Annotated in this window: 16 protein-coding genes; 11 read left to right on the top strand and 5 right to left on the bottom strand. The window is 65.9% G+C overall.

Translation table 11 applies throughout. The annotated features are described in order from the left end of the window. Positions 1-1203 (top strand): M24 family metallopeptidase, encoded by a 1203-nt coding sequence (locus U0025_RS07860; protein ID WP_004212491.1) that lies wholly within the window; start codon positions 1-3, stop codon positions 1201-1203. Between the two features lie 15 nt (positions 1204-1218). On the opposite strand, the gene U0025_RS07855 is transcribed toward U0025_RS07860, so the two are convergent. Then, the gene (locus U0025_RS07855; RefSeq protein ID WP_174320759.1) at positions 1219-2235 is read right to left on the bottom strand and encodes an Ldh family oxidoreductase; all 1017 of its coding nucleotides are present in this window, start codon (positions 2233-2235) and stop codon (positions 1219-1221) included. A 115-nt stretch (positions 2236-2350) separates the two neighbouring features. Here U0025_RS07855 and U0025_RS07850 point away from each other — a divergent pair, with 115 nt between their 5' ends. The 4 genes from U0025_RS07850 to U0025_RS07835 all read left to right on the top strand — a co-directional run bounded on the left by U0025_RS07850 (position 2351) and on the right by U0025_RS07835 (position 8615). Beyond that, positions 2351-4759 carry a glycoside hydrolase family 127 protein gene (locus U0025_RS07850; RefSeq protein ID WP_004212489.1) on the top strand — a complete coding sequence of 803 codons (2409 nt, stop codon included), beginning with the start codon at positions 2351-2353 and terminating at the stop codon, positions 4757-4759. A gap of 85 nt (positions 4760-4844) precedes the next feature. Then, positions 4845-6647 (top strand): DUF885 domain-containing protein, encoded by a 1803-nt coding sequence (locus tag U0025_RS07845; RefSeq protein WP_004212486.1) that lies wholly within the window; start codon positions 4845-4847, stop codon positions 6645-6647. Between the two features lie 37 nt (positions 6648-6684). Further along, complete coding sequence (locus tag U0025_RS07840; RefSeq protein WP_037491465.1) at positions 6685-7116, top strand: YybH family protein; 432 nt, start codon at positions 6685-6687, stop codon at positions 7114-7116. Continuing rightward, the gene (locus tag U0025_RS07835) at positions 7113-8615 is read left to right on the top strand and encodes a peptide MFS transporter (protein ID WP_004212483.1); all 1503 of its coding nucleotides are present in this window, start codon (positions 7113-7115) and stop codon (positions 8613-8615) included. The genes U0025_RS07840 and U0025_RS07835 overlap by 4 nt, the downstream gene beginning before the upstream one ends. A gap of 72 nt (positions 8616-8687) precedes the next feature. Here U0025_RS07835 and U0025_RS07830 read toward each other — a convergent pair whose 3' ends face one another. Beyond that, positions 8688-9767, bottom strand: coding sequence for an alpha/beta fold hydrolase (locus U0025_RS07830; protein WP_004212481.1), 1080 nt, complete (start codon positions 9765-9767; stop codon positions 8688-8690). A 106-nt stretch (positions 9768-9873) separates the two neighbouring features. Between U0025_RS07830 and U0025_RS07825 the strand changes: the two genes are divergently transcribed. Continuing rightward, positions 9874-11430 (top strand): S10 family peptidase, encoded by a 1557-nt coding sequence (locus U0025_RS07825; protein ID WP_004212480.1) that lies wholly within the window; start codon positions 9874-9876, stop codon positions 11428-11430. 179 nt (positions 11431-11609) lie between these two features. On the opposite strand, the gene U0025_RS07820 is transcribed toward U0025_RS07825, so the two are convergent. Continuing rightward, a complete protein-coding gene (locus U0025_RS07820) occupies positions 11610-13088 on the bottom strand; it encodes an amidohydrolase family protein (protein WP_257011039.1) in 1479 nt (492 codons plus the stop codon). Between the two features lie 294 nt (positions 13089-13382). Between U0025_RS07820 and U0025_RS07815 the strand changes: the two genes are divergently transcribed. Next, positions 13383-16310, top strand: a complete 2928-nt coding sequence (locus U0025_RS07815) for a TonB-dependent receptor domain-containing protein (RefSeq protein WP_004212478.1) — start codon at positions 13383-13385, stop codon at positions 16308-16310. Positions 16311-16383: 73 nt separating this feature from the next. Further along, positions 16384-18030 (top strand): amidohydrolase family protein, encoded by a 1647-nt coding sequence (locus tag U0025_RS07810; RefSeq protein WP_004212477.1) that lies wholly within the window; start codon positions 16384-16386, stop codon positions 18028-18030. A gap of 126 nt (positions 18031-18156) precedes the next feature. Here U0025_RS07810 and hutC read toward each other — a convergent pair whose 3' ends face one another. Both hutC and U0025_RS07800 read right to left on the bottom strand, forming a co-directional pair. Further along, entirely contained in the window at positions 18157-18867 is a 711-nt protein-coding gene (hutC, locus tag U0025_RS07805) for a histidine utilization repressor (protein WP_004212476.1), read from the bottom strand. Beyond that, positions 18864-20219: a formimidoylglutamate deiminase gene (locus U0025_RS07800; protein WP_004212475.1), complete on the bottom strand. Its 1356-nt coding sequence runs from the start codon at positions 20217-20219 to the stop codon at positions 18864-18866. The genes hutC and U0025_RS07800 overlap by 4 nt, the downstream gene beginning before the upstream one ends. 96 nt (positions 20220-20315) lie before the next feature. On the opposite strand from U0025_RS07800, the gene hutI reads away from it, so the two are divergent. From hutI to hutG, 3 genes are read left to right on the top strand one after another with little or no spacing between them, the layout of a single operon-like run. Then, positions 20316-21515: an imidazolonepropionase gene (gene hutI, locus U0025_RS07795; protein WP_174320776.1), complete on the top strand. Its 1200-nt coding sequence runs from the start codon at positions 20316-20318 to the stop codon at positions 21513-21515. Then, positions 21512-23041, top strand: coding sequence for a histidine ammonia-lyase (hutH, locus tag U0025_RS07790; protein ID WP_004212473.1), 1530 nt, complete (start codon positions 21512-21514; stop codon positions 23039-23041). The genes hutI and hutH overlap by 4 nt, the downstream gene beginning before the upstream one ends. Continuing rightward, positions 23038-23850, top strand: a complete 813-nt coding sequence (gene hutG / locus U0025_RS07785; RefSeq protein ID WP_004212472.1) for an N-formylglutamate deformylase — start codon at positions 23038-23040, stop codon at positions 23848-23850. The genes hutH and hutG overlap by 4 nt, the downstream gene beginning before the upstream one ends. The last annotated feature ends 3 nt before the right edge of the window (positions 23851-23853 follow it).

Here is a 23853-nt window from a genome sequence, read left to right as displayed (position 1 = left end):
ATGACACAGCAGATCGGCGGTTCCGACGCCGCCACCGAACTGGCCGGGCTTGCCCCCTGGTCCGATCGTGCGCCGGCTATCACGGCGTCCGAATATCAGGCGCGCATTACCAAAGCCCGCACCCTGATGGCGCAGGAAGGGCTCGACGCGCTGTTGATCGATGCCGGGACCAGCCTCGCCTATTTCGCTGGCGTCCCCTGGGGCGCGAGCGAGCGACTGGTGGCGATGCTGCTGCCTCTCACCGGCGAGCCGATCCTGATCTGCCCGCGCTTCGAACGCGGCTCGCTGGAAGCCGACCTCAAGATCGACGCCGGCGACCTGCGCCTGTGGGAGGAGGATGAAAGCCCGTCCGCGCTCGTCGCCGACGCGCTCCGGACGCTGGGCGTCGCCCGGCTGGGGATCGACCCGGCCATGGCCTTCCTGTTCGTCGAGCGCATCCGGGCCGCCGCGCCGGGCGTGACGCTGGTTGCCGCCTCGGCCGTGATCGACGGTTGCCGCAGCCGCAAGTCGGCCGCCGAACTGGCGCTGATGCAGCAGGCCAAGTCGATGACGCTGGAGGTGCATCGCCGCGCTGCCCGCATCCTGCGCCCCGGCATCACCGCGACCGAGGTGCGCCGCTTCATCGAGGCCGCGCACCGGGCGCTCGGCGCATCGGGCAGCAGCTTCTGCATCGTCCAGTTCGGCCGATCGACCGCCTATCCCCATGGCCTGCCGGGCGAGAGCGTGCTGGCCGAGGGCGACATGGTGCTGATCGATACCGGCTGTACCATCGGCGGCTATCATAGCGACATCACCCGATCCTATGTCTATGGCGAGGCCGATGCCGAGCAGCGGCGCATCTGGGCCTTGGAGAAGGAGGCGCAGCAAGCTGCATTCGATGCGGTCAAGCCCGGCGTCCCCTGCGGCGCGATCGACGCGGCGGCGCGGCGCGTGCTGGAGGCGGCGGGCCTTGGCCCTGACTACAGCCTGCCCGGCCTGCCCCATCGCACCGGCCATGGCATCGGCCTGTCGATCCATGAGGCGCCCTATCTGGTGCGCGGCGACATGACCCCGCTGCAGCCGGGCATGTGCTTCTCCAACGAACCGATGATCGTCGTGCCGGATCGCTTCGGCGTGCGGCTGGAGGATCATTTTTACGTGACCGAGACCGGGGCGGCCTGGTTCACCCCGCCCTCGGTCGCGATCGACCAGCCTTTTGCCTGAAATCGCTGGCGGCGCTCAGCTGAGCGCCGCCAGTTCCTCATAGAGCGCGCGGGGAATGCGGCAGCCCTGAGCGGGGGTGCGGCGACGCGCCGCGAAGCGCCGCTGCGATGGCAGGCGTGCGCCCTGGCTGGTAATGCCGTCGAACAGCGCCTCGGCCCGCTGCATATGCTCTGCGGCCGCCGCGCCCAGGAAGCCGGCGGGATCGATGGCGATGATGAGTTCGCCGCCATAGGGCGATGCCTTGGCGCCATCGTCATGCGCCAGCGATTCCGCACTGGTCATATCGCCGATCAGCGGCCCGGCAATCAGTTCGACCATCGCCGACAGGGCCGATCCCTTGTGCCCGCCAAAGGTCAGCAATGCGCCGGCCAGGCCGGCTTCCGCATCGGTGGTCGGATTGCCCTGGGCATCGATCGTCCAGCCTTCCGGGATCGGCTTGCCGGCGCGGCGATGCAGTTCGATCTCGCCGCGCGCGACCGCGCTGGTAGCGAAATCGAACACGAAGGGATCGCCGCCGGGGCGCGGCCAGCCAAAGGCGATCGGGTTGGTACCGAACAGCGGCGAGGTGCCACCGGCCGGCGCGACCCAGGCATGGCTGGGGGTACAGGCGAAGGCGACCAGACCCTGATCGGTCAGCGCCTCGACCTCTGGCCAGAGCGCGGCAAAATGGACGCAGCGATTGATGCCCATGGCGGCGATGCCCATCGTCCGCGCCTTTTCCACCAGCAAAGGCAATCCCGTAGCGAAAGCCAGTTGGGCAAAGCCGCCGGCCGCATCCACGCGCAGCAGCGCGGGCGAGACATGATGCACCACCGGCACGGCATCCGGCACAACCTTGCCGCTGTTGAGCGTATGGACGCAGTTGAGCAGGCGATAGACGCCATGCGACGCGCATTCATCGCGCTCGCCGGCGATGATCGTCGCGGCAACCGGGCCGACATGTGCCTCCGCCAGACCATGGCGGCGCAGCACGGCATGGGCCAGATCCGCGACCTGCTGCAGCGTCAGCGTGACGCTTTCGCCAGCGCTCATGCCTTTATTGCCCATGCCGCAGCGTTGAAGATAGACATGCATCCTCCGTCTTGATCCCAAACCATAATCACAATATCGTATACGGTATAACGATTGCAGACAAGCCGGAGCCGCCATGTCCCACCGTCACACGCCCCTCAGCCGCAGGGCCATGTTGCTGGCCGCGACCGCCGTTGCGACGGCCCCCGCCTGGCAGGGATGGAGCAGCGTCGCCCATGCCGCAACCGGCAGTGCGCTGCCCGAATCGGCGCGCGCCTTGCCGCTGCAGGCGACCCGGCTTCTCCCCTCCCCCTTTGCCGACGCGGTCGAGGGCAATCGCCTCTATCTGCTGCGGCTGGAGCCGGATCGGCTGCTGCACAATTTCCGCAAACATGCCGGCCTGACGCCCAAGGGGGCCATCTATGGCGGCTGGGAAAATGATACCATCGCCGGCCATACGCTGGGCCATTATCTGACCGCGCTGGCGCTGATGCACGCCCAGACCGGCGACGCCGAATGCGCCCGCCGCGCCGCCTATATCATCGACGAACTGGCCGCCTGTCAGGCGGCGGCTGGCGACGGCTATGTCGCAGGCTTCACCCGTCGCCGCGACGATGTGATCGAGGATGGCAGGCTGATCTTTCCGGAGATCATGCGCGGCGACATCCGATCGGCCGGGTTCGATCTCAACGGCTGCTGGGTGCCCTTCTATAATTGGCACAAGCTGTTCGCCGGCCTGTTCGACGCCGAAACCCATCTGGGCAACAGCCAGGCGCGCGGTGTCGCGCTGGCCCTGGCCGCCTATATCGACGGGGTGTTCGCGAAACTGGACGATGCACAGGTGCAGCAGGTGCTGGACTGCGAGCATGGCGGCATCAACGAGAGCTTCGCCGAACTGCACGCCCGCACCGGTGATCCGCGCTGGCTGGCGTTGGCCACGCGCCTGCGCCATCGCAAGGTGCTCGATCCGCTGGCCCAGCGGCAGAACAGCCTGCCCTGGATCCACGCCAATACGCAGATCCCCAAGCTGATCGGCCTTGCGCGCCTGCACGAGATCACCGGCAATGCCGCCGATGCGATCGCCGCCAACTTCTTCTGGGAGACCGTGGTCGGGCAATATAGCTATGTCATCGGTGGCAATGCCGACCGGGAATATTTCCCCGATCCCGGCACCATTTCCAAGCATATTACCGAACAGACCTGCGAAAGCTGCAACAGCTACAACATGCTGAAGCTGACCCGGCATCTCTATGCCTGGAAGCCCGAGGCGCGCCTGTTCGACTATTATGAGCGCGCCCATATCAACCATATTCTGGCGCATCAGAACCCGGCCACCGGCATGTTCGCCTATATGGTGCCGCTGATGTCGGGGTCGCACCGCGTCTGGTCGGAACCGTTCGACGATTTCTGGTGCTGCGTCGGCAGCGGCATGGAAAGCCATGCCAAGCACGGAGAATCCATCTGGTGGGAAGATGCCGACCGGCCGGCCGACATGCTGATCGCCAATCTCTATATCCCCAGCGAAGCCGACTGGGCGGCGCGGGGCGCGAAGCTGCGGATCGAGACCGGCTATCCGTTCGATGGCCACATCGCCCTGTCGATCCCGAAACTGGCGCGGGCCGGCCGCTTCACCCTGGCGCTGCGCATCCCCGGCTGGTGCCAGGGCGCGCGTATCGCCGTCAATGGCACGCCCCTGCCCGCCCCGCGCATCGCCGATGGCTATGCCCTGATCGGTCGCAAGTGGAAGGCCGGCGATCAGGTGACGCTGGACCTGCCGATGGCATTGCGGGTCGAAGCAACGCCGGATGATGCCCGGACCATCGCGCTGCTGCACGGCCCGGTCGTACTGGCGGCCGATCTGGGCGCGGCCGACCAGCCCTTTGACGGTCCATCCCCGGCGCTGGTCGCCGCCGATGTGACGCAGGGCTTTGCCGCCACCCCCGGCGCCGTCCCCGCCTATCGCACCGCCGACATCGGCAAGCCCGCCGACCTCAGCTTCGCGCCCTTCTTCCAGCAGCGCGATCGCCGCACCGCCGTCTATTTCAAGCGCTTCACCCAGCAGGAATGGGGCGTGGAGCAGCAGGCCTTTGCCGTCGAGCAGGCGCGCCTCCGTGACCTGGAGCGGCGCTCCGTCGATGTCATGCATCTGGGCGAGATGCAGCCCGAGCGCGACCATGGGCTGGAAGCGAAACTCTCCTACACCACCACCTATCGCGGACGGCATGGGCGCGATGCGCGCACCGACGGCCATTTCCAGTTCCGCATGAAGGTGAAGCCCGGCCCGCTGATCCTGCAGGCCACTTATTGGGGCGAGGAGCGAAACCGGCTGTTCGACATATTGGTCGACGGCCAGAAGATCGCGACGCAGAAGCTGGATGCCGACCGGCCGGGCGAATTTTTCGACGTCACCTACGCCATTCCCGAGGCGCTGACGCGCGGCAAGAGCACGGTGATGATCCGCGTCCAGCCGGCCCCCGGCATGACGCGGGCCGGCCCGATGTTCGGCGCGCGCATTTTCACGCCCGCGGGCGAAACGCGCACTTGACCCGCCTTAATCAAGGTATATCGTATACATTATTGATAGGAGCGGGGCGCCGGATCGCTTCGCCGAACAGGGAAGAGAGACATTCATGAAAATGCCCCATGCCGCATCCTTGCTCGCCATCGCCTGGCTCGCCGGCACGGCCCCGGCCGCCCTTGCCCAGACCGCGCCGGCCACCAACGCACCGGCCGCACAACCGACCGCCGCCGACCTGAAGCTCAAGGCGCTGTATGACGCCGAATGGACCTGGCGCCAGAAGGAATTTGCGCGCCTGCCCGGCAGCGGCCGGACGGAAGGCGGCGCCGACGATCATCTGCCCAGCGTGACCGCCGCCACCCAGCAGCGCCGCTATGCCTATTGGAGCGATATCCTCAAACAGCTCGATCAGATCCCCGACGCGCAACTGTCGCATGAGGAATATATCAACAAGGCGGTGTTCAAGACCTCGGTCTGGGAAAATGCGACCAAGATCAAGTACAAGACCTATGAGGCGCCGTTCAACAGCGATACCTTCTTCTGGACCGGCCTCAACCCGCGCACGCCCTTTTCCAGCGCCGACAATTATCGCCGCTATCTCGGCCGGATGAAGGACATCCCGCGCTATTTCGACGAGCAGATCGCGAACATGCAGGCGGGCCTGAAGCGCGGCTATACCGTGCCGCGCGTGTCGATCGAGGGGCGTGACAAGACGATCGAGCCGTTCCTGGCCGCCGGCACCGACAATCCCTTCTACAAGGCGTTCGCCGCGATGCCGGACACCATCCCGGCCGACCAGCGCCAGGCGATGCAGGCACAGGCACAGGCGCTGATCCGCGACGCCATCGCGCCCAGCTACCAGAAGCTGCTGACCTTCATGCGCGGCGAATATATGCCCAAGGCACGCAAGACGATCGACGCCTATTCGCTGCCCGACGGCAAGGCCTTCTACCAGGACCAGATCCGTGAATATACGACGCTGGACCTGACGCCGCAGCAGATCCACGAGATCGGCCTGAAGGAAGTCGCGCGCATCGATGCGGACATGAAGAAGACGATGGCGGACGCCAAGTTCCAGGGCAGCTTCGCCGAGTTCCTGGAATTCATGCGCACCGACCCGCAATTCTATGCCAAGACCCCGCGCGAGCTGCTCTCCTATTCCGCCTATGTCACCAAGAAGATGGACGGCAGGCTGAAGGACACGTTCAACAATCTGCCGCGCTATCGCTTCACCATCCTGCCGGTGCCGGATGAGATCGCGCCCATCTACACCTCGGGTCGCGGCGGGCTCGAATCCTGCCTGATGAACACCTATGACCTGCCCTCGCGCCCGCTCTACAATCTGACCGCGCTGACGCTGCACGAATGCAATCCGGGCCACAGCTTCCAGGCCGCCTACGCGCTGGAAGCCCCCAACCGCCCGGCCTTCCGTGGCCAGACCTATTTCTCGGGCTATGGCGAAGGCTGGGGCCTCTATACCGAATGGCTGGGGACCAAGCTCGGCATGTATGAGACGCCCTATGAGGAGTTCGGCCGCGAGACGTTCGAGATGTGGCGCGCAGTGCGGCTGGTGATCGACACCGGCATGCACTCCATGGGTTGGACGCGGCAGCAGGCGATCGACTATATGGCCAGCCACACCGCGCTCGCGAAGCTCGACATCACCAATGAGGTCGATCGATACATCGCCTGGCCGGCGCAGGCGCTGGCCTACAAGCTGGGCGAATTGTCGATCCGCAAGATGCGCGCCAAGGCCGAGGCGGAACTGGGCGACAAGTTCGATCAGCGCCCGTTCCACGACACGCTGCTCACCATGGGGTCGGTGCCGCTGCCGGTGATGGAGGCGGAGCTTGACCGCTTCATCCAGGCGGAAAAGGCCAAGGCCGCAGCCGGGGCGTCCGGTGCGGCGCAGTAAGCGCAGTCTCCTCCCCCTGATCGGCGCGGCGCTCTGCATGGGCGCCGCGCCGATCCCCCCTTCGGCGGAGACGGACAAGGCGGCGATCCGGCAGGTGATCGCCGACATGGAGCTTGCCTGGAACCGGGGTGATTTTCGCGGCTATATGGCGGGCTTCCTCAACCCCGGCGTCACCTTCGTGTCGCGCGGCCAGTTCCAGCGCGACTGGCAGGGCACGCTCGACCATTATGTCCGCGACTATGGCGCCTCGCCCGAAACGCGCGGCACGCTCCATTTCTGCGACATTCAGATCGAGATGCTGGCACCCGACGCGGCCCAGCTGATCAGCCGCTTCCACCTTGCCGCCAAACCCGGCCAGTCCGGCATCAACACGCGGCTGATGCGCAAGGTCGAGGGCCGCTGGGTGATCGCTCTCAACCATGTGTCCGCGTTCGAGCCGGATGCGACCCACCCCGCCTATTGCCCATGAGCGTCATGCCCCCAGCCGATCATCACACCACTACCACCTTCCTCGGCCATCCGCGCGGCCTGTTCATCCTCTTCTTTACCGAATTGTGGGAGCGCTTCTCCTTCTACGGCATGCGGGCGCTGCTGATCTTCTACCTGACCAAGCAGTTCCTCTTTTCCGACGAGCGCGCGGGCATGCTCTATGGCGCCTATATCGCGCTGGTGTTCGTCAGCCCGCTGGTCGGCGGCTGGCTGGCCGATCGCTATCTGGGCGCGCGCAAGGCGGTGCTGTTCGGCGGCATCGTCATCGCCTGCGGCCATATCCTGCTCGGCCTCGATGCGCTGGGCGGCGACCGTGAGAGCGCGACCCGCATCTTCCTCGCCGGCATGGCGGTGATCGTGGTCGGCACCGGCTTCCTCAAGGCGAATGTCTCGGTGCTGGTCGGCCAACTCTATCCCCGCGACGACATGCGGCGCGATCCGGCCTACACCATCTTCTACATGGGCATTAATCTTGGCGGCGCGCTCGGTCCGCTCGTCTGCGGCCTGCTGGGCGAAACGATCGGCTGGTCCTGGGGCTTTGGCGCGGCGGCACTGGGCATGATCCTGGGCATCATCGTCTTCGTCATGGGCAGGCCATTGTTGCAGGGCCAGGGCGAGGCGCCCGATCCGGCCTGGCTGGCAAGCCCGCTGTTCGGCATCCCCCGCGAATATTGGCTCTATGCCAGCGCCATGCCTTTCACCGCGGCGATGCTGGCCCTGCTCGCCAGCCCCGCGACGGTCGGCTATCTGCTGAGCGCCAGCGGTGTAGCCATGGGCATCGGCCTGGTCGCCTATGCCTGCCTGAAGCTCGATCCGGCGGCGCGCGGACGATTGCTGGTGGCGATCTTCCTGCTGGTGGTGCAGCCCGTCTTCTGGGGTCTGTTCGAACAGACCGGCTCCTCGCTCAACCTGTTCATCGATCGGCATGTCGACCGCACCATGTTCGGCATCACGGTGCCGGCCTCGCTGTTCCAGGCGGTCGGTCCCTTCTCCATCTTCCTGCTCGCGCCCTTCTTCGCCTGGCTATGGCTGAAGCTCGGCCGGCGCGGGCTGGAGCCATCCACCCCCGCCAAGTTCGGCCTGGCCATCATCCAGGTCGGGGCTGGCTTCCTGCTGCTGGTTGGCGCCGGCATGATGCTGCCGGGGGCGAAGATGCCGATGCTCTTCATCCTGCTGCTCTACCTGCTCCACACCATGGGCGAACTGTGCCTGTCGCCGGTCGGGCTGGCAGCGATGTCGCGCCTGTCGCCGCCCCATATGCTGGGGCTGATGATGGGCACCTGGTTCCTGGCGACGGCGGGCGGCAATTTCATGTCGGGCGTGATCGCCGCTGCCATCGGCGCATCGGCGGGGGCAGACCAGGCCAGCACGGTGCTCGCCGCTTATGGCCGGATCGGCGGCCTTGCCATGCTGATCGGCCTTGCCGTCCTGGCACTTTCTCCGTGGATCGGCCGCCTCATGAAGCTAGGCGGCCGATAGCGTCTTTTGGGAAATGCGCGGAAGAGCGCATTTCCATTCCTTACCGCCATGCGCCGACAGGCGCATCAAGGATCAGCTGCGCGCCAGCAGCGCGACCAGTTCATCCTTCCAGAATTTCGCCCAGGTGTGGGTGCTGTGCCCCCGCGTCTCGGGCGAATAGGGGATCAGCTTGTAGCGGGTGGTCTTCAGCCGCTTGGCCGCTGTTTCGGCCATGCCCATTTCCGGCGGATTGATGAAATCGTCGGAGGAATTGATCCAGGTCATCGGTGCGCTGATCTTCTCCAGGTCGGCGGAAGGATCATAATCGCGCGAGGAATCGAGCTGGTAGAGATAATCATTGGCGTCGCGGCTGGCGATGTCGCGATCGAACCGTTCCTTCCAATAAGCATCGACCGCGTCGCGCGTGGGGAATTGCACCTGCATGTACCAAGCGGCGGCACCGGCAATCTGCGACAGGCTGGACGCGGTGCGCAGACCGAGCAGCGGCTGCGCCGTGTAATTGCCATCCTGCCAGGCCGGATCGGCGCGGATGCCGTCCATCGCCGCCTTGCGCCACATCCGGTTGCGCCCGGCGATCGGCGCTGCCTGGCACGCCATCGGCATCAGCGCACTGGCAAAGCCGGGATACTTTTCGCCCCAGACGAAGATGTGCATGCAGCCCATCGAGGTGCCGAAGGTCAGCCGCAGATGATCGACCTTCAGCCCGTCGACCAGCATGCGGCGCTGCGCCTCGACCATGTCGTCATAATCATAATGGGGAAATGCCATGCGCAGGCCGTCGCTGGGCTTGGAGGAATCGCCATGGCCGATATTGTCGGGCAGGATGATGAAATAGCGGCGCACGTCGAGCGGCTGGCCGGGGCCATACAGCTCGTCGGCAAATTGCGGTTGCAGGAATTGCGCGCCTGATCCACCGGTGCCGTGCAAGATCATCACCGCATTGTCGATCCGCCCCTTGGCGTCGCGATGCGGCGTGCCGATGGTGCGATAATGCATACGCAGTTCGGGCAGCTTCTCACCCGAACGGAAAGCAAAGTCGCGGATGACATGGTCGCCCTGCTTGACCTGCGCGGCATCGAATCCCTGCGCCAGTGCCGGCGTGGCGAGCAGCAGTGCGGCAGCGGCGGCGAGCCGGGGCCAACGGGTTTTCATATATCTGGTCCTCCCTTGGAACTTTACGAAGATGATGCATATGCGCATTTGACAGATTTGGTATACGATGTACGGTTCGCCGCAAATTTAGGCAACAGGCAGAGTCATGATCCCGAAAAACATCGCATATTCCGCCCTTCCCCTGCTGCTGGCCGCGCTGGCTGCGCCGTCGATCGCCGCCGACAAGCCCGCTCCGGCGGAGAAGGAAGAGGCCAAGAAGGACGATAGCGCCGTCGCCCCGGTCGAGGAACAGGCGATGCCCAGCCGCGCGTCGGTGACGGTCGCCGGCAAGCTGATCCACTATACGGCCACGCCCGGCACGCTGACGATCCGCAGCGATGCCGGCGAACCGATCGCGAGCATGTTCTACACCGCCTATGTCGCCGATCGGGCCAAGGGCGCGAAGGAACGCCCCGTCACCTTCCTGTTCAACGGCGGTCCGGGTTCGTCGACCATGTGGCTGCACATCGGCTCCTTTGGCCCCGTCCGGGTGGATACGCCCACGCCCGATACCGCCCGCCCCGCGCCCTTCGCCATCGGTCCCAATCCCGACAGCCTGATCGACCGCAGCGACCTGGTCTTCATCGACGCGATCGGCACCGGCCTGTCGCGCCCGCTCGGCAAGGCTCAGGGCAAGGATTTCTGGGGCGTCGATCCGGACATCGATGCCTTTGCCAGCGCCATCCAGCGCTATCTGACGATCAACAATCGCTGGAATGCGCCCAAATTCCTGCTCGGCGAAAGCTATGGCACGCTGCGCGCCGCGGGTCTGGTCAACACGCTGCAGGAACGCGGCGTGCAGATGAACGGCGTGGTGCTGCTGTCGTCGATCCTGAACTATGGCATCCGCAATCCGGGCTATGACCAGATCAACGTCACCTATCTGCCCAGCTATGCGGCGACCGCCTGGTATCATAACCGCCTGCCCAATCGGCCGGCGACGCTGGAGCCGTTCCTGAGCGAAGTGCGCGCCTTTGCCCTTGGCCCCTATCTGTCCGCGCTGGCCAAGGGCGACGACCTGCCCGATGGCGAGCGCGATGCGATCGCGACCCAGCTCGCCGCCTATACCGGCCTGTCCAAGGGCTTCATCCTGCAGAACAAGCTGCGCATCGACCTCGGCCGGTTCCGCAAGGAGCTGATGCGCGACAGCAGCCGCACCGTCGGCCGGCTCGATTCCCGCTTCGTCGGCATCGATGTCGATGACAGCGCCGCCGATCCCGAATTCGACGCGGCCGACACGTCGATCAGCGGCGCCTATATCGCGGCGCTCAATTCCTATCTGTTCGGCACGCTGGGCTACAAGACGCCGCTCAGCTACCGCCCGAATTTCTACAAGGAGATCAGCCCGGCCTGGGACCAGCGCCATCGCGCACCGGGTGGCGGTGGCCGACCGATGCCGGCGGCGGACACCGCGCTGGACCTGGCCCGCGCGATGCGCACCAACAGCCATCTGAAAGTGCTGTCACTCAACGGCTATTATGACATGGCGACGCCCTTTGCCGGCGCCGAATATGATCTGAAGCACATGCAGCTCGACAAGGCGCTGCAGGCCAATATCAGCTATCGCTATTATGAATCGGGGCACATGATCTACATCCACCCGGAGTCCATGAAGGGCCTCCGCCGCGACCTGCTGGCCTTCTACGACAGCGCGACGGAATAGGCGGCAGGACGGGGGCGGGGGGATGGTTTGCCTATCATCCTCCCCTGCCCGCGCCTGGCCGAGGGGCGTCACCCGTTCGATAGCGGAACACCCCTCCACCGGCTTCGCCGGTCCCCCTCCCCTTGCAGGGGAGGAATGGACATCCGGCTTTGGCCGCTTGCAGACGGCAGGCAACGCCCTCAGGGCATTGGCTGATCCACCATGAACAGGTGCGTCTGCGGCAGGGCCTGAAGATCGACCTCCTTGCCCGCAACGAACAGCCGGCCGAGGCGGCGGATATTATGAATGTCGGCCAGCGGATCGGCATCGAGCAGCAGCAGGTCGGCGATCTTGCCCGGCTCCACCGTGCCCAGATCCTGGAGCCGGCCGGCCGCCCGTGCGCCGTTGCGGGTTGCCGCGACGATCGCCTGCATCGGCGTCATGCCCAGTTCCACCAGCCCTTCGATCGCCAGCAGGCTCCCCTCGCCCGGCTCCTGCTCCGGCGATTTGGGGCTGCGGCGAAACTCGGGCGCATCGCCCAGATAATTGTCGGTCGCGATCGTGACGGGGCATCCGGCCGCGACCAGCCGCTCGGCATTGCGCCGCTCGATCTCCGCATCGTCGCCGCGCATCGTCGCCCGACGGCGCAATTCGGTGCTGGTCAGCGCCGGCGGCATCTGCGCAATGTCCGCCACCGCCCTGGCGCGCCGGGCAATCTGCTTCTGCCGCACCGCGCCGGTGACCATGTTGGACCGCATCGCGCACAACGTCCCCTTTGACAGGATCAGCGCAATCAGATCGTCGGGATAGTCTCGGCTCAATATCTCGGGATGCTGGATCAGGTCGATCCCCGCCTCGACCGCTAGGCGCAGCCCTTCCGAACTGGTGGCATGGGTTTCGGCCATCTTGCCACGCTTGTGCGCCTCCGCCACGATCACCGCCTGCTGGCGCGGCGAAAAGCCGATCAGCGAGGGCATCATGAAATGGCTGGTGCCGCCATATTTGAGGAAATCGACACCCCGATCGAGATAGGCGCTGACGGCGGCGCGCAATTGTTCCGGCGTCATGTCCATCAGTTCCTCGCCCATGCCCTGGGCCAGCATGTCGTTCCACTGTTCCTGAAACAGGGTCAGGTCGCGATCGCCGGTCAGCGAATAGGTCAGCGAAAATGGGCCGCCCCAGCCCAATATATTGCCCGCCACCAGCATGCGCGCGCCGATCGCCTGGCCGCTGGCGATCCGGTCGCGCACCGCCAGCAGCGGCGGCAGCACGCCATAGCTGTCACGCATGGTGGTGACGCCCGCGCGCAACTGGCGCTGGGCAAATTCGAGCGCCAGTTCCTCGTTCCGGTCGGCATAGCGCGATGAGGTGTCGCGGCGAGCCGGGTTGCCATAGACGGTTGCGTGAACATTGGAGTCGATGAAGCCGGGCAGCAGATAACGCCCGCGGCCGTCGACCTGCCTGGCCGAGGCCGGCGCCTTCAGCTTTGCGCCGATCGCTGCGATGCGCCCATCCGCAACGAGCACGTCCTGCCCCGCCTTTGCTGCGCCCCCGGTGCCGTCGATGACGGTTACGTCGCGTATCCAGATTGTTTCAGCCGCAACAATATCGGGCCGGAACAGCCCCAGAGCCGCGCCCGACAGCAGCAGGGCACGAACAATTTTTCTATTTATTTTCATAATACTAACTCCCCGTTCGACGCTTTTCGCCGGCGACTGCGGACTGACATTTAACTGCAATCTTGACAGCCTCCTGCAGCCTCAGCATGATTAAAGTATACGATATTCAATATACATTGAAGCGGTCAAAGAGCCGCAGAGACAGAGAGAGGAGCTGAACACCCGTCCGGGGGACCGTCAGGCGGTCCGGTACGCAGGAGCCGACATCGGCGCAGCATCCCATATTGCTGCGCATGCAAAATCATAATCTGTGTCGAATGAATTGAATCCTAGCGATTACAGGGGGATAGACCAATGATGACGATCCGACCGGCGGGCCTGTACGGCCGCCGCAATGCCTTTCTGTTGCTGTCGACCATCCTGGCCGGCGCCGCCTTTGGTTCGGTCGCCCATGCCCAGGAGGCACAGGAACACATACAGCCGCCCACCGACATCATCGTCACCGGCTCGCGCCTGGTTCGCACCGATCTGACCGCGCCCAGCCCGATTTCGGTCATGGGCAGCGAGGATGTGAAGCTGTCGGGCAACGTCACGCTGGAAAAGACCCTGAACCAGATGCCGCAGCTGGCATCGGGCAACACCTCCACCGTCAATAATGGCGGCGGGTCGGGCGTGCTGACCGCCAATCTGCGCGGTCTGGGCAACACCCGCACGCTGGTGCTGGTCAATGGCCGCCGCTTCATCCCCGCCGATTCCAGCGGCAATGTCGACCTTGCCTCCATTCCCGATGCCCTGATCAAGCGGGTCGAGATCATCACCGGCGGCGCGTCGGCCGTCTATGGCTCCGACGCGATCGCCGGCGCGGTCAACTTCATCCTCGACGACAAGTTCGAGGGCGTCGAAGCCAGCGCCCAATATGGCATCAGCGATCGCGGCGACGCCGAATCGAAGAAGCTCGACCTGACGTTCGGCACCAGCACCGCCGATGGCCGGGGCAATATCACCCTGTCGGGCAGCTGGACGCGCCAGTCGTCGATCACCCAGAATGATCGTGGTTTCAGCCGCACGCCGCTCGGCGAAGTCAATGGCCAGCTGGTCTATTCGGGATCGGGCAGCATCCCCGGCACGCGCGTCCCGCTGAGCGCCGCGCAGCGCGCCGCCCTGACCGGCGTCAACCTGACTCCCGGTGGCAGCTGCACCTCGGTCACCGGCATTCGTTTTGGCGAGAACGGCACCGTCCTGCCCTATTGCCAGCCGGAGGACACCTACAACTACGCGCCCTATAATTTGCTGCAGCGCCCGCTCGATCGCTTCAACGTCGCCGCCAACGCCCATTATGAGGTGGCTGACAAGATCACCGCCTATGCCGAGGCCTATTTCGTCAACGCCAAGAATGACATGATCCTGGCGCCCGACAGCTTCACCCCGCTGACGCCCGGCGCCGCCTCCTCGACATTGCTGATCCCCAATTATGCCAGCAACCCGGTGCTGCCCGAAAGCCTGCGCCAGTTCTTCACCAACAATGCCGCCATCTTCGACACCAATGGCGACGGCACGGCGGAAATCGTCGGCGGCGGCCGCCGCGCGGACGAACTGGGTACCCGCAACTATCGCTACGAACGGCAATCCTACCAGATCACCACCGGCCTGCGCGGCGATGTGTCGCTGCTGGGCAGCGACTGGAAGTGGGACGCCTTCTACCAATATATGCGCAACCGCACCGACACCCGGAATGAAGGGCTGATTTCGCAGACCCGCCTGTCGATGGGTCTGGACGCGGTCATCGACTCCTCCGGCAATGTCGTCTGTCGCAACCAGTCGCTGGGCTGCGTCCCCGTGTCGATCCTGGGCCTCAATTCGATCAGCCAGGAAGCCGGCGCCTTCCTGACCCCGGTGCGCGAAAGCCATGACATCTTCACCCGCCAGGTCGCGGGTGCCAGCATCGCCGGCACCCTGTTCGAACTGCCGGCCGGCCCGGTTTCGGTCGCGCTGGGCGCGGAGTATCGCAAGGACAAATACACGTTCAGCCCCAGCCCGCTCGACCTGGCCAATGAATATGGCGCGGTGTCGCAAAAGGCGCTGGCGGGTGCCTATGACGTCAAGGAACTGTTCGGCGAACTGCGCATCCCGATCCTGGCCGACATGCCCTTCTTCGACACGCTCGCGATCGAGGGTGCGGCCCGCTATTCGGATTACAGCTCGGTCGGCAAGGTCTTCACCTGGAAGCTGGGCGGCGAATATGCCCCGGTCAGCTGGATCCGCATCCGCGGCGCCTATAACAGCGCGATCCGCGCGCCCAATATCGCCGAACTCTATACGGCGGTGACTCGCGGCTATTCCAGCGGCACCGATCCCTGCGCCATCCCGACCTCGGGCGGCGACAATCGCAGCGACGCGCTCAAGAATTTCTGCGTCGCCACCGGCGTACCGGCCGGCGAAATCGCCAACTTCACCCAGGCGACGCTGGGCCTCAACCAGGACAGCGGCGGCAATCCGAACCTGCACGAGGAAAAGTCGAAGACCTACACGATCGGCGCGGTCATCTCGCCGCCCTTCATCCCGCGCCTCAACATCACGGTCGATTATTTCAACGTGAAGGTCGACGACGCGATCATGACCGTCAACGCGCAGCAGACGATGAACGACTGCTACACGATGATGGATGCCGGCAGCGCCACCTGCCGGGCGATCACGCGCCTGGGCAATGGCCAGCTCGACTATGTCAGCGTGTCGAGCAACAATATCGGCTCGCTCAAGGTCAACGGCATCGACGCACAGGTCGATTATCGCGTGCCGCTGCCCGGTGCGCTGTCGCTGGGCGACGATGCCAGCCTGTCGCTGCAGGCGATCGCCAGCTGGCTGTTCGAGCGCACGACGCAGGTGCTCGCCACCTCCGCCCCGCAGGATTGCGCCGGCTATTATGGTGCGGGCTGTTCGGTCGGCACCGGCGGCTTCATCACCCCGGACTTCAAGCTGAACCTGGGTGCCACCTATGCCAGCGGCCCGCTGAGCTTCCGCCTGCAGGGCCGGATGATCGGCGATCTGAAACTCTATCCGACCGCGACCAATGTGGTGAAGTCGGTAGACCCGGTCTGGTATCTCGACACCAGCTTCTCGATCGACGCGACGGAGACCTTCTCCTTCTTCGGCGGCGTCAACAACCTGCTCGACCGGCAGCCGCCGATCCTGGGCACGACGCTGGTTGGCGACGCCAATACCGACGTGTCGCTCTATGACACGCTGGGTCGCCGCTACTTCGTCGGCGCGCGGATGAAGTTCTGATCCGGCCGATAGGCGGGCCGGGGCAGTGGCGCTCCGGCCCGCCTTTCACAACAGCTATAGAGGAGAGCGTCGCATGGCCGTCCGGTCCCGTCCCATTCTCGCCCTGGCGGCGCTGCTCCTGAGCGGCAGCGCGCTTGCGGCGCCCGAAGCATCCAATGCGCCGGCGGCACAGGCGGCCGATCCCATTCCCGCCCGCAACCAGGGCGTGGGGCCGTTCCAGCGCACGGTGCTGCGCCATGTCTATATGATCGACGGCACCGGGGCCCCGGCCCAGGGGCCGTTCGACATCGTCCTGTCGAACGACCGCATCGCCGAGATCAAGTCGATCGGCGCGCCCGGCGCGATCAATCCCGCGCTGCGCGTCGCGCCCGGCGACCATGAGATCGACCTGGCCGGCGCCTATGTCATGCCCGGCTTCGTCGATGCGCATGTCCATCTCCATTCGCTGAGCGACGCGCAGAAAGTGCCGTCCGACTATATCCTCAAGCTCTGGATGGCGCATGGCATCACCTCCGTGCGCGACCTGGGCAGCGGCCATCCGATCGAATGGCTGGCCGACATCAAGGCCCGCAGCGCCCGCAACGAGATCGTCGCCCCACGCATCGACATCTACCCGATGTTCCACCAGATACGCGGCCCGGTGAACGATGCCGCCACCGCCCGCGCGGTGATCCAGGAAGCCAAGAAGCGCGGTGCCGACGGCATCAAGTTCATCGGCGGCGCGCCGGAGGACGTGCTCTATGCCGCGCTTGACGAGACGAAGAAGCTCGGCCTGCACAGCACCATGCACCATGCCCAGCAACTGGTCGCCTATGCCAATGTGCTGGGCACGTCGGGCGCCGGCCTCGAAAGCATGGAACATTGGTATGGCCTGCCCGAAGCGATGTTCACCGACCAGCGTATCCAGGCCTTTCCCACCGACTTCATCAACAATGACGAGCAGATGCGCTTCGGCGAGGCCGGGCGGCTGTGGGCGCAGGCGGCCGAACCGGGGTCGGACCAGTGGAACAAGGTGATGGACAAGCTGCTGGAACGCGGCTTCACCCTGGACCCGACCTTCACCGCCTATCTCACCAGCCGAGACTTCATGCGGATGAGCCGGGCGCAATGGCATGCCGACTACACCATGCCGGCACTGTGGGATTATTATCGCCCCAGCCGCACCAATCATGGCGCCTATTGGTTCGACTGGACCACCGAGCATGAAATGGCGTGGAAGGACAATTATCGCCGCTGGATGCGGTTCGTGAACGACTACAAGAACCGTGGCGGCCGCGTCACCGTGGGCAGCGATAGCGGCTATATCTACAATCTCTACGGCTTCGGCTATATCCAGGAGATGGAGTTGCTGCGCGAGGCGGGGTTCAGCCCGCTGGAGGTGATCCACGCCGCCACGCAGGAAGGGGCCCGGCTGCTCGGCCATGAGGACCAGATCGGCACCATCCGCGTCGGCCGCAAGGCGGACCTCGTGGTCATCAAGGGCAACCCGCTGGCCAACATGAAGCTGCTGTTCGGCACCGGATCGATCAGGCTCGATGATGCGACCGGCAAGGTCGATCGGGTCGGCGGCGTCGACTACACGATCAAGGACGGCATCATCTATGATGCAAAGGCGTTGCGCGCTGAAGTCCGCGCCATGGTCGCCCGGCAGAAAGCCGAGCGCGGCATGCCACCGGGCATCATGACGATCGAGAATGCGGAGGCCTCTACGCTACCATGAGGTCTTCGCAGCGACAGGCAGATGGCGGCCTTTGAGGCCTGACCGGAGCCTGTCGACGGGCGCTCTTTCCCGTTGCCGACAGCCCTTGTCAGCCGCAGGGAAGAGCGCCGATTTGCCTTTGTCCCGTCAACCGCCCGCCGGACCGAAGCGGGCCACCATGTCATAGGCGTCGGCCAGAAAGACCTGGCGGACATAGGTGATCGGATCGCCGCCGCGCCAGGTATGGCGCTCGACGCACAGGCAGGGCGCGCCGGGCGCGATGCCGAGCAGGGTCGCCTCCTCCCGCGTTGCGCCCACGGCCGAAATCCGGTTTTCCGCCTCGGTCCAGGGCACATGCTGCAGCAGCCATGTGCCCGGCGAGATGCTGTCGAAATCGCCATCGACGATCGCGGGCACGGCACGGGTCGCGATCAGGCGATGCTCCACCGCGAGCGGCCGATCATCGGCGCAATGAATGCCATCCAGTTCGAGCAGTTGCGCGCCATTGGCCAGCGCCGCTTCCTCGTCGCGCCCCGCAATCGGGCCACGCACCTGCCGCCGGGTCAGGCGATAGCTGTGGCGCTGGCCGCGCTCGCCGATCTGGACGGCAAGGTCCGGGATATCGAGCACCATCGAATGGACGCGCGGCCGGGCGACGAAGCTGCCCGCCTTCTTGCGCCGCTCGACCAGGCCAGCCGATTGCAGCGCCGATAGCGCCTTGTTCACGGTCATGCGCGAACAGCCATGGGCCTGCATCAACTCCTGCTCGGTCGGCAGCCGGTCGCCCGGCGCCAGCGTGCCGGCCAGGATGCGGGCCTCGAAATCGGCGCGGATCTTCTCGTGCAGCGGCTGTTTCACGCGGTCAGTTTCTCCAGCGTTCGGCGATAGCGGGTGGCGACGACCTCGCGGGCGCGATGCCGCCCGCCGCTTACCATCTGCACGCCCCGGCGCCAGACCGTATCGATCGCCTCCCGCCCCGCGCCGAAGATCAGCCCGTCCAGCAGACGCTCGACCGAGCGATGGGCCAGCGAAGGATGATCAAGGTCCAGCGTGACGAAGTCCGCCGAAGCGCCGAGACGCAACCCGGACGGAACGCCCAGCGCCTGCGCGCCGCCGGCCACTGCCGCACGATAAAGGCGATCGCCGGTCGACATACCCGCTTCGCGCGCCAGCACATTGCGCTGCTGCAGGCCCAGGCGCTGGCCATATTCGAGCAGGCGCAATTCCTCGGTCGCGTCGACGCGGACATTGGAATCGCTGCCGACACCATAGACACCGCCGGCGTCGAGGAAGGGTTTAGCCGGAAAGATACCGTCGCCCAGATTGGCTTCGGTGATCGGGCAAAGGCCTGCGACCGCGCCGCTGGCCGCCATCGCCAACGCCTCGTCTTCGGTCATGTGGGTCGCATGGACCAGGCACCAGCGATTGCTGACTGGCGCATGGTCCAGCAGCCATTCGACCGGCCTCTGGCCGCTCCAGGCGATGCAGTCGGTCACTTCCTTCTGCTGCTCGGCGATGTGGATATGGACCGGATTATGACCCGCGATCCGGGCGAGCAGCGCCAGTTCGTCGGGCGCGACCGCGCGCAGGCTGTGCGGCGCCACGCCGACCACGGCATCGGGCAGATCGCGCGCGCCCGTAATCGCGGCCTCGCGCAGCCGGGCAAAGCCATCGAGATCATTGATGAAACGCCGCTGGCCCGTGCTCGGTGGCTGCGCGCCGAAGCCCGACCAGGCGTAGAAGACCGGCAACAGCGTCAGGCCGATGCCACTTTCCGCCGCCCCCGCCATGATCGCCAGGCTGGTCTCCGCCGGGTTTGCATAGGGCGCGCCGTCCGGGGCGTGATGCAGATAGTGAAATTCGCCAACGCGGGTGAAGCCGCCTTCCAGCATCTCGACATAGGCCAGCGCCGCGATCGCCGCGATATCGTCCGGGGTCATGCGATCGACGAAGCGATACATCAGGTCGCGCCAGGTCCAGAAACTGTCGCCCGCCGGGCCGCGCACCTCGGTCAGCCCCGCCATCGCCCGCTGGAAGGCGTGACTGTGCAGATTGGGCAGACCCGGCAGCGCGACGGCGTGACGGATATCCTTGGCCTGCGGCGCGGCGCCTTGCTCGATCGACGCGATCGCGCCGTCATGCAGCAGCATCCGGACGTCCCGCGCCCACCCCTCCGGCAGCAAAACATGGTCGAAAAACAGGGACGTCATGGACTGCAAATCTCCCGGACCGATATAATGTCTATACATTAAATATCGAATCATGCAATCTGGGCGGGAGGCTGTGAAGGGAGGCTGGCGATGACGATGATATGCGACCGGCTATGGACCAACGCCCGGCTGGCGACGATGGCGGGCGACGGGATCGGCGCGGTCGAGGATGGCGTGATCGCCGCGCGCGACGGCCGTATCACCTTTGCCGGTTCGCGTGCCGATGCCCCGGTCTTCGCTCCCACGGAGACGATCGACTGTGCCGGCCGCTGGATCACGCCGGGCCTGATCGACTGCCACACCCATCTGGTCCATGGCGGCGATCGCGCCGCCGAGTTCGAGCTGCGCCTGGCCGGCGCCTCCTATGAGGAAATTGCCCGTGCCGGCGGCGGCATCGTCTCGACCATGCGCGCCACCCGCGCAGCGAGCGAGGCGGAACTGGTCTCGAGCGCCCTGCCCCGGCTCGACGCGCTGATCGCCGAAGGCGCCACCACGGTCGAGGTGAAGTCCGGCTATGGCCTTGATCCCGCCTCCGAGCTGCGGATGCTGCGCGCCGCGCGCCAACTGGGCCGCGAACGGCCCGTGCGGATCATCACGACCTTCCTGGGCGCCCACGCCCTGCCGCCCGAATATGCCGGCAATGCCGACGCCTATATCGCAATGCTGTGCGACGAATTGCTGCCCGCCGTCGCGGCCGAAGGGCTGGCGGATGCGGTCGATGCCTTTTGCGAGGGGATCGGCTTTTCGCCAGCGCAGACCGACCGGCTGTTCACCGCCGCGCGCGCGCTCGGCCTGCCGGTGAAGCTCCATGCCGAACAGCTTTCCAACCTGCATGGCGCCGCGCTCGCCGCCAGCCATGGCGCCCTGTCGGCCGATCATCTGGAATATCTGGACGAAGACGGCATCGCCGCCATGGCCCGTGCAGGCACGGTCGCGACCTTGCTGCCCGGCGCTTATTATTTCGTGCGCGAGACGAAGCTGCCGCCGATCGACGGGCTGCGCCGTGCCGGCGTGCCGATCGCGCTGGCGACCGACTGCAACCCCGGCACCTCGCCGCTCACCTCGCTGCTGCTGGTGCTTAACATGGGCGCGACCCTGTTTCGCCTGACCGTGGACGAATGCCTGGCGGGCGTCACCCGCAATGCCGCGCGCGCGCTCTGCCTCGACAAGGACATCGGCACACTGGAGGTCGGCAAAAGCTGTGACCTTGCCATCTGGGACATAGAGCGCCCCGCCGAACTGGTTTATCGCATGGGGTATAACCCGCTCCATGCCCGCATCTGGAGTGGTCAATGAACGCTATCATCCTCGTCCCCGGCGAAGCCTCGCTGGCCGACTGGCGCGCCATCTATCGCGGCGCGACGGCCCGGCTTGATGGCGCATCCGCGCCGCGCATTGCCGAGAGCGCAGCGGCGGTGGCGCGCATCCTGGCGAAGGGCGAGCCGGTCTATGGCATCAACACCGGCTTCGGCAAGCTGGCGAGCGTGCGGATCGGTGACGAAGACCTGGCCACGCTCCAGCGCAATATCGTGCTGAGCCATGCCGCCGGCACCGGTGCCCCCTCCCCCATCCCGGTCATCCGCCTGATGATGGCGCTGAAGCTCGCCAGCCTGGGCCAGGGCGCGTCGGGTGTGCAACCGCAGACGGTCGCCCTGCTCGAGGCGATGCTGGTTCAGGGGCTGACGCCGGTGGTGCCGGCCCAGGGGTCCGTCGGCGCCAGCGGCGATCTGGCGCCCTTGTCGCACATGGCTGCCGCGATGATCGGCGTCGGCGACATCATGCTGGGCGAAGAACGCCTGCCCGCCGCCGAGGCGCTGGCCCGTGCCGGCCTCGCACCGCTGGAGCTTGGCCCCAAGGAAGGGCTGGCGCTGCTCAACGGCACCCAATTCTCGACCGCCAACGCGCTCGCCGGCCTGTTCGAGGCGGAGACGCTGTTCCAGGCGGCGCTGGTCACCGGCGCGCTCTCGACCGAGGCGGCCAAGGGCTCCGATACCCCCTTCGATGCGCGCATCCATGCGCTGCGCCGCCATGTCGGGCAGATCGAGACGGCCGATGCGCTGCGCGGCCTGATGGCAGGCAGCGCCATCCGCGCGAGCCATCTGAAGGGCGATGAACGCGTGCAGGATCCCTATTGCCTGCGCTGCCAGCCGCAGGTGATGGGCGCCGCGCTCGACCTGCTGCGTCAGGTAGCGACCACGCTCGGCATCGAGGCCAATGGCGTGTCGGACAATCCGCTGATCTTCCCGGAAAGCGACGAGGCGCTGTCAGGCGGCAATTTCCATGCCGAGCCGGTCGCCTTCGCCGCCGACATGATCGCGCTTGCCATTTGCGAGATCGGATCGATCGCCGAGCGCCGCATCGCCATGCTGGTCGACCCGGCGCTGAGCGGCCTGCCCGCCTTCCTGACGCCGAAACCCGGCCTCAATTCCGGCTTCATGATCCCGCAGGTCACCGCCGCCGCCTTGGTCTCGGAGAATAAGCAGCGCGCCTATCCGGCCAGCGTGGATTCGATCCCGACCAGCGCCAATCAGGAAGATCATGTCTCCATGGCCGCCCATGGCGCGCGCCGCCTGCTCGAGATGGCGGAAAATGCGACGGCGGTAATCGGTATCGAACTGCTGGCGGCGGTGCAGGGCATGGACTTCCACGCCCCGCTGACCTCCAGCACCGCGTTGGAAGCGGCCCGTGCCTGCGTCCGCAAGTCGGTGCCGCACCTGACCGACGACCGCCATTTCCACCCGGATATGGAGGCAGCCAACCGCATCGTCCGATCGGGCGCGCTGGTAGCGGCCGCTGGTCACGCCCTCCCGGTGCTGGGATGAACGACTGGCTCGACATCCGGCGAGGCGAGGCGGCGCTGATCGTCGCCTTCCCGCATACAGGAACCGATCTCGCCGATGTCGGCGACGCCTTCCGCTCGCCCTGGATCGCCCGTGCCGATGCCGACTGGTGGGTGGACCAGCTTTACGCCTTCGCCTCCGACCTTGGCGCGACGACGATCCGCACTGCCATTTCGCGCAGCGTGATCGACGTCAATCGCGATCCCTCCGGCGCCTCGCTCTATCCGGGACAGGCGACGACCGAACTATGCCCGACGACCGATTTCGACGGCGCGCCGCTCTATGCCGGCGCCGTCCCCGACGCGGCCGAGATCGACCGGCGGCGGGCCAACTGGTTCACACCCTATCATGCCGCGCTGCAGGCCGAGATCGACCGGCTGCGCGCCCGGCATGACCGGGTCGTCGTCTACGACGCCCATTCGATCCGCAGCATTGTCCCACGCCTGTTCGACGGCGCATTGCCGCAGTTCAACATCGGCACCAATTTCGGCACGACCTGTTCGCCGGACCTCACCGCCGAAGTCGCCCGCCTCTGCGCGGCAAGCGGCATGAGCCATGTCGTCGATGGCCGCTTCCGTGGTGGCTGGACCACGCGCCATTATGGCCGCCCCGAACAGGGCGTGCATGCGATCCAGATGGAACTGGCGATGCGCGGCTATCTCCACGAGCCCGCCGAGCGGACCGAGGCCAATTGGCCACCACCGCTCGACCCGGCCCATGCCGCGCCGCTGGCCGCCACCCTCAACGCCATATTGAAGGCCTGCCTCGCCTTCACCCGCCAGGAAGGCTGATCC

Origin of the sequence: Sphingobium yanoikuyae (assembly GCF_034424525.1) — a bacterium.
GTDB classification, from domain to species: domain Bacteria; phylum Pseudomonadota; class Alphaproteobacteria; order Sphingomonadales; family Sphingomonadaceae; genus Sphingobium; species Sphingobium yanoikuyae.
Note: the sequence above shows the minus strand (reverse complement) of the source record. Positions and strands in the feature narration are given on the sequence as shown.

Coding starts and splice junctions, on each gene's coding strand:
- U0025_RS07860 (WP_004212491.1), top strand. CDS start 1: ATGACACAGCAGATCGGCGGTTCCGACGCCGCCACCGAACTGGCCGGG.
- hutI (WP_174320776.1), top strand. CDS start 20,316: ATGATATGCGACCGGCTATGGACCAACGCCCGGCTGGCGACGATGGCG.
- hutH (WP_004212473.1), top strand. CDS start 21,512: ATGAACGCTATCATCCTCGTCCCCGGCGAAGCCTCGCTGGCCGACTGG.
- hutG (WP_004212472.1), top strand. CDS start 23,038: ATGAACGACTGGCTCGACATCCGGCGAGGCGAGGCGGCGCTGATCGTC.
- U0025_RS07825 (WP_004212480.1), top strand. CDS start 9,874: ATGATCCCGAAAAACATCGCATATTCCGCCCTTCCCCTGCTGCTGGCC.
- U0025_RS07820 (WP_257011039.1), bottom strand. CDS start 13,088: ATGAAAATAAATAGAAAAATTGTTCGTGCCCTGCTGCTGTCGGGCGCG.
- U0025_RS07815 (WP_004212478.1), top strand. CDS start 13,383: ATGATGACGATCCGACCGGCGGGCCTGTACGGCCGCCGCAATGCCTTT.
- U0025_RS07800 (WP_004212475.1), bottom strand. CDS start 20,219: ATGACGTCCCTGTTTTTCGACCATGTTTTGCTGCCGGAGGGGTGGGCG.
- U0025_RS07810 (WP_004212477.1), top strand. CDS start 16,384: ATGGCCGTCCGGTCCCGTCCCATTCTCGCCCTGGCGGCGCTGCTCCTG.
- U0025_RS07845 (WP_004212486.1), top strand. CDS start 4,845: ATGAAAATGCCCCATGCCGCATCCTTGCTCGCCATCGCCTGGCTCGCC.
- U0025_RS07830 (WP_004212481.1), bottom strand. CDS start 9,767: ATGAAAACCCGTTGGCCCCGGCTCGCCGCCGCTGCCGCACTGCTGCTC.
- U0025_RS07855 (WP_174320759.1), bottom strand. CDS start 2,235: ATGAGCGCTGGCGAAAGCGTCACGCTGACGCTGCAGCAGGTCGCGGAT.
- U0025_RS07840 (WP_037491465.1), top strand. CDS start 6,685: ATGGGCGCCGCGCCGATCCCCCCTTCGGCGGAGACGGACAAGGCGGCG.
- U0025_RS07850 (WP_004212489.1), top strand. CDS start 2,351: ATGTCCCACCGTCACACGCCCCTCAGCCGCAGGGCCATGTTGCTGGCC.
- U0025_RS07835 (WP_004212483.1), top strand. CDS start 7,113: ATGAGCGTCATGCCCCCAGCCGATCATCACACCACTACCACCTTCCTC.